The following is a 484-nucleotide window of genomic DNA, read 5'->3' as shown; positions in this document are numbered from 1 at the left end:
GGTGATGTTCGCGATCATCCAGGTCGTCTTCACCGGCTGCCTGTTCCCGCTGGCCAACTCGGTCGGCGTGAACGAGCTGTCGTACCTGATGCCGTCGCGCTGGGCGGTCGCCGCCGCGGGCGCGACGCTGGACTTCAACAACATCAGCCCGCCGGCCAAGGGCGACAGCGACGACCCGCTGTGGGAGCACACGGCCGCCGCGTGGGCGACGGACATGGGCGCGCTGCTCGCGCTCGGCGTGGTCTGCGGCTTCTTCGTGGCACGCTTCCTGCGCCGCCACGAGCCCGAGGTCATGCGCAAGTAGTACCGCCGTACGATCCCGAAGGGCGGCACCCCGTCAGGAGGGTGCCGCCCTTCGGCGTCTGTGTGCGGCAGGAGAGGTCCGCGCCGACCTCTCAGTACGCGCTGTCGACGTTGTCCATGGTGCCGTACTTGTCGGCCGCGTAGTTGCAGGCGGCGACGATGTTGGCGACCGGGTCGTAGA

General features: G+C 69.2%; 2 pseudogenes. One reads left to right on the top strand and one right to left on the bottom strand.

Going from position 1 to position 484, the window contains the following annotated elements:
* Nucleotides 1-304: pseudogene (locus LPA54_RS37170) on the top strand (ABC transporter ATP-binding protein); the annotation flags it as partial.
* 91 nt (nucleotides 305-395) lie between these two features.
* Here LPA54_RS37170 and LPA54_RS37165 read toward each other — a convergent pair.
* Nucleotides 396-484, bottom strand: a pseudogene (locus tag LPA54_RS37165) (lytic transglycosylase); the annotation flags it as partial.

The sequence above is a fragment of the Streptomyces sp. DH12 genome (assembly GCF_020873895.1).
Classification (GTDB): Bacteria; Actinomycetota; Actinomycetes; order Streptomycetales; family Streptomycetaceae; genus Streptomyces.
This window is presented reverse-complemented; position numbering and strand designations above follow the sequence as displayed.